Raw genomic sequence first — 4,978 nt, forward strand, 5'->3', positions numbered from 1 at the left:
CACTACCAGCCCGCCCACGGCGATCGCCGCATGAGCAGCGATCGAGACAGCAGACTGGCACGAGGAATCCTCGCACTTCAGTGCGGGGAGGACGTCAAAAACAACACCGGCACTGATTTGGCTTCAGCCATCATTCCTCCAAAGTTAAGCCTGATTCGCTCAACCTGGACTCGATCCAGTTCATTCCCGAGCGGCGTCCGTGACCATTTCCGCGGTGCATCACGCGATCGCCGACGACGCCGGAGTGGTCCGTTCGCTGCAGCACACAGCGGTTGTCCCACAGCACGACGTCGCCCGGTGCCCACCCGTGTCGGTGACCCGCGTTGAGCTGTGTGAACGGTCACGCAAAAGCAGCAACAGCCATCGCCGCGGCGCGTACATTCACGTTTCATGTTTCGCGGACACGCGACTCTCATGCAGACCAACCCCCGGGTGCAGTCGATGTTCGGCGGGGCGGTGACGGCGTCGCTGCTACTGGTCGCAGCGATCGCGGTGTTGCCGGGGCCGACGAAGCTTCTCGCCGCCGCGGCCATCCTCGTCGGCTTCGTCACGATCTACCCGCGCGCCCTGTCGTGCGCACTGGTGGCGCATCGCGCTCCTGTTGATCTGTATGTCGACCACAACGGCGTCTACGCCGACGACGCACCGCTGGCGCTGCGCGGGGACATCGAGAACGCCTACATCAGGCCGGCGCTGCAGGCCGGCACGAGCCGCCATACCAACGACGGTGGCGCCCTACCGGCTGGCTACCAGGTGGATCTGCCGTCCTACCCGCTGACAGTCGAACTCCAAGTCCGCCACCGCGGCCTGGTCAACATCGACCCCGGCGGTCGGAGTGCGGCCGCCGAAATCCTTACCACGCTTGGTTTTCCAGTCACGACGTGCGCACCGAAGTATCGCGCCCAAACCAACCGTCAGAGAACTACGTCGGTGCTGCTCGTTGCGCTGTTTGTGGTTGCCTACGTCAGCTACTACCTGTTCGTGTCGAGTCGCCACTGAAAACCGGAACCAGCCGGCGTAACTGAGTGACGTGCTGGGGGGTCAGCTCCTCGAGGCAGCTGACGCCGAGCAGTTTCATGGTGCGGACCAGTTGCGCGGAAAGGATGTCCACGGCCCGACGCACTCCGGCTTCGCCGCCGGCCATCAGGCCGTAGAGGTAGGCCCGGCCAATCAGCACACTGCGCGCACCCAGCGCGACCGCGGCGACAACGTCAGCGCCGGACATTACGCCGGTATCGAGCAGGATTTCGGTGTGCGCTCCGAGCTCACGCGACACGGTGGGTAGTAGGTGGAACGGCACGGGGGCCCGATCCAGTTGGCGGCCACCGTGATTGGACAGCACGATGCCGTCGACGCCCAGATCCACCACGGCGCGTGCGTCGGCGAGGGTCTGGATACCCTTGACGACGAGCTTGCCCGGCCACTGCGCTTTGATCCACGCCAGGTCGTCGAAGGTCAGGGTCGGATCGAACATCGAATCCAGATACTCACCGACGGTGCCGGACCAGCGATCCAGCGACGCGAACGACAGCGGTTCGGTGGTCAACAGGTCGAACCACCAGTGCGGCCGCAGCGCGGCGTCGAGCGCGGTCCGCAACGTCAACGCCGGCGGAATCGACATCCCGTTGCGGACATCGCGCAGGCGGGCGCCGGCGACCGGGACGTCCACGGTGGCCAGCAGGGTGTCGAAACCGGCGTCGGCGGCCCGCTTCACCAACGCCATCGACCGCTCCCGGTCGCGCCAGATGTACAGCTGAAACCACTTGCGGGCCTGCGGCGAAGCGGCGGCCACATCCTCGATCGAGGCGGTCCCCAGCGTCGACAGCGAGAACGGGATACCGGCTGCCCTCGCGACCCGGACGCCGGCGAGTTCGCCGTCGGTGTGCATCAGCCGCGTGAAGCCCGTCGGCGCGATGGCGAACGGCAGGGCGACCGGCCCACCCAGCACCTGCCAATTCGTGCGGGCGTTGCTGACGTCGCGCAGGATCGACGGGTGAAACTCGATGTCGCGAAAGGCTTGTCGCGCACGCTCGATCGATATCTCGTCTTCGGCGGCGCCGTCGGCGTAGTCGAATGCCGCCCTGGGCGTGCGGCGCCTCGCGAGGCGCCGCAGGTCGGCGATGGTCAGCGCGTCGTCGAGGTGACGCCGAACGCGGTCGAGCCGCGGCTTGCGAAAACGGACCAGCGGCGCGAGTTCATCCGCTTTCGGCATCCGCCGTGTGACCACTCTGCCACCGTAGGTCATCTGGAATCAGCAAGCGACCGCTTAGCTGCGCCATCAGCTGCTCGGACCTCGCGCCAGCGACAGACGACAGCGGTGATTGCCTCGAGTTGCTGACCGACTACCACCGGGGCCAGCAAGACCCGCTGACGCTGCAGCGGCTGGCTTAGACCGGCCTCAGCACCCGCCAGCCCCGCGGTTCGACCGACACCTTTCCGACGACCTCCGGCGGCGGCGCCCCGCTGCCGGCGATCACCTCGGCCGGCCCGGAATCCAGCCGCCATCGCAGCGGAATATCGTCGATGTTGAGCGCGATAATCAACGCCTGATCGCCGTGGCGGGCTTCGTAGACGTATTGCCGATTGTCCAGCCGCAGCGCCGACGTCGATGCGGCGTGCAGCCATGGGTGCCGCCGGCGCAGACCGATCAGGTATTGGTGCAGCGACCAGATCTCGACCCCACGGGATTCGAGTGCAGCTGGGGGAGAACCGAATTCGGGCCGCACCGCGTCGTCACCACCGAAGCGGTCTTCTTTGATGCCACGGTACCCGAGCTCGTCGCCGGCGTAGATGCTGGGCACGCCCCCCACGGTCATCAGGACGACAAGCGCGTGGGCCAGGTACTCTGGGCGCTCGAGCCGGCTGGCGATGCGCGTGACGTCATGGTTGCCGATGAACGTCAACGGCGCGAAAGTCTTCTGAAAATCGTTGTGCCGCTGTAGCGCATGATCCAGCTCGAAGAAGTTGCCGTCGTTGAGACCACTCCAGATCGCCTTCCACAACTCGTACTGGGTCGCCGAGTCGAATCCGGCGTCGCGCACCACCGCGGCGTAGTCGCCGTGGATCAATTCTCCGACAATCCAGGCATCTGGATGCGACTGCCGGACCTTCGACAGCACCGAATTCCAGAAATGTTGCGGCACAGCGTAGGCCGCGTCCAGCCGCCACCCGTCCGCCCCGCGGCGCAGCCAGTGCGACATCACTTCGGCGGTATAGTCGGCCACCTCGGGGCTTTCGTGGTTCAGTGTCGGCAGGCCGTCGTGACCTTCGAAGGTGTCAAAACGGCCCGGTCTGCCGCGGAACCAGCGCGCGGCCGCCTCGTCATCCAAAGCCTGGCGGTATCGCGGGAAATCGGTGCCGACATGGTTGAACACCCCATCCAGCAGCACCCGCAATCCATGCCGCCGCGCCTCGGTGATCAGGAAGTCGAAGTCGGCGTCGTCACCGAGGCGTGGGTCGATGCGGTAGTGGTCTGCGGTATCGTAGCCGTGCGTACGTGAGGCGAAGATCGGTCCGAGCGCAATTCCGGAAGCGCCCAACTCGATGGCGTGATCGAACCATTCGACGAGGCGCCGCAGTCGGTGCTCGTGAGCCTCGGGGGGAGCGGGTGCCGGGAACGCGCCCACAAAGCCCAGCGGATAGACGTGCCACCAGATCGCATGCTCGACCCAGGCGGGTCCGCTCATCGTCGGTACCTGGCCTCGTACAGCGCTTTCATCTCCTCCTCGAACTCGGGCACGGGGCCCTCGACCACCGCTCGGGGCGCAACGGTGTTGATCGGCAGCATCGCCACCGGCGGCGCCGTCGCGTGCCATTCGGTCAGCCAGGACGTCAGTTGGTCGTTCGCGGTCGCATACACGATGCGCCCCAGCCCGGCCCATGCGTGCGCGGCCGCGCACATCGGGCAGTGCTCGCAGGAGGTGTACAGGGTGGTGCGAATCCGTTGCACCGGAGCTACGTTCGCCACGCTCCACCGGATGACACCGAGCTCGGCGTGCAGCGTCTGATCACAGTCAGTGACGCGATTGTGGTCCTCGTACAACGTCTGGCCGTCGGCGCCCACCAGCACGGCACCGAACGGGCCGTGGCCGGCTTCCAATGCGGCGCGGGCAAGCTGGACGCAGCGTCGCAGATGCTGCAGATCGACTTCGTTGACGACCACAAACCCGGAGTCTACGGACGCGGGCTACCCGGCGGTCGCCGGCGTGTGGGTGGTGGTGATCGCTTGGGCAACGCCGGTGACGATTGCGGCCACCTTCAGCGCCTCCAGGATCACGTCGCGCTCGACACCGGCCTCGCGCAGGGTGTGCTCATGTGCGGTCACGCAGTGTTCACATCCGTTGATCGACGACACGGCGAACGACCACAACTCGAAGTTGGCCTTGTCGACGCCTGGGTTGCCGATGATGTTCATCCGCAACCCAGGACGCAGATCGTCATATTTGCCGCCGAGGAAGCCGCGACCGCGATAGAACACGTTGTTCATGCCCATGATCGACGCGGCGCCCAGTGCCGCCTGGTACGCCTCGCCGGACAGTTCGTCGGCTGCCTCGGCGCTAATCTCGGCCAACACCTGGGTGTTTCTCGTCGCCGCGGCACTGGCCAGCAGAGTGCCCCACAGCTGTTCGGTGCTGAGCACAGTACTTCGGCTGATCGAGCCGAGGTTGAGCTTGAGATCCTTGGCGTACTCGGGTAGCGACTCTTTCAGGTTGTCCAGACTCATCGAGATTCTCCGATCAGGGCTCGATTAAGCCGAGGCCTTCAGTAACTCGCCGGCGTCCAGCGTGGGGTCGCCTTTACGCCAGTTGCACGCGCACAGCTCGTCGGACTGCAGTGCGTCGAGCACGCGCAGCACCTCATCGACATTGCGGCCCACCGAGCCGGCGGTCACCGAGACGAATTGGATTTCGTTGTTCGGGTCGACGATATAGGTGACACGGTCGGCGACGCCGTCCTTGTTCAGCGCGCCGGTGGCCTC

5 protein-coding genes and 1 pseudogene are annotated in these 4,978 nt (G+C 65.7%); 1 reads left to right on the forward strand and 5 read right to left on the reverse strand.

Annotated features, from left to right (window positions below; genetic code table 11):
• Positions 1-390 precede the first annotated feature (390 nt).
• Positions 391-999: a hypothetical protein gene (locus ABDV69_RS20075; protein ID WP_343577504.1), complete on the forward strand. Its 609-nt coding sequence runs from the start codon at positions 391-393 to the stop codon at positions 997-999.
• Here ABDV69_RS20075 and ABDV69_RS20080 read toward each other — a convergent pair.
• The 5 genes and pseudogenes from ABDV69_RS20080 to ABDV69_RS20100 all read right to left on the reverse strand — a co-directional run.
• Positions 965-2,245: an alpha-hydroxy acid oxidase gene (locus tag ABDV69_RS20080; protein ID WP_343577506.1), complete on the reverse strand. Its 1,281-nt coding sequence runs from the start codon at positions 2,243-2,245 to the stop codon at positions 965-967. The genes ABDV69_RS20075 and ABDV69_RS20080 overlap by 35 nt on opposite strands.
• Positions 2,246-2,387: 142 nt before the next feature.
• Positions 2,388-3,686, reverse strand: a complete 1,299-nt coding sequence (locus ABDV69_RS20085; RefSeq protein WP_343577507.1) for an alpha-amylase family glycosyl hydrolase — start codon at positions 3,684-3,686, stop codon at positions 2,388-2,390.
• Positions 3,683-4,162 carry a nucleoside deaminase gene (locus ABDV69_RS20090; protein WP_343577509.1) on the reverse strand — a complete coding sequence of 160 codons (480 nt, stop codon included), beginning with the start codon at positions 4,160-4,162 and terminating at the stop codon, positions 3,683-3,685. The genes ABDV69_RS20085 and ABDV69_RS20090 overlap by 4 nt, the downstream gene beginning before the upstream one ends.
• Before the next feature lie 24 nt (positions 4,163-4,186).
• Positions 4,187-4,723: an alkyl hydroperoxide reductase gene (locus ABDV69_RS20095; protein WP_343577510.1), complete on the reverse strand. Its 537-nt coding sequence runs from the start codon at positions 4,721-4,723 to the stop codon at positions 4,187-4,189.
• A gap of 24 nt (positions 4,724-4,747) precedes the next feature.
• Positions 4,748-4,978: pseudogene (locus ABDV69_RS20100) on the reverse strand (peroxiredoxin); the annotation flags it as partial.

It is taken from the genome of Mycobacterium sp. (assembly GCF_039583785.1).
Taxonomy (GTDB): Bacteria; Actinomycetota; Actinomycetes; order Mycobacteriales; family Mycobacteriaceae; genus Mycobacterium.

Coding starts and splice junctions, on each gene's coding strand:
- ABDV69_RS20075 (WP_343577504.1), top strand. CDS start 391: ATGTTTCGCGGACACGCGACTCTCATGCAGACCAACCCCCGGGTGCAG.
- ABDV69_RS20080 (WP_343577506.1), bottom strand. CDS start 2,245: ATGACCTACGGTGGCAGAGTGGTCACACGGCGGATGCCGAAAGCGGAT.
- ABDV69_RS20085 (WP_343577507.1), bottom strand. CDS start 3,686: ATGAGCGGACCCGCCTGGGTCGAGCATGCGATCTGGTGGCACGTCTAT.
- ABDV69_RS20095 (WP_343577510.1), bottom strand. CDS start 4,723: ATGAGTCTGGACAACCTGAAAGAGTCGCTACCCGAGTACGCCAAGGAT.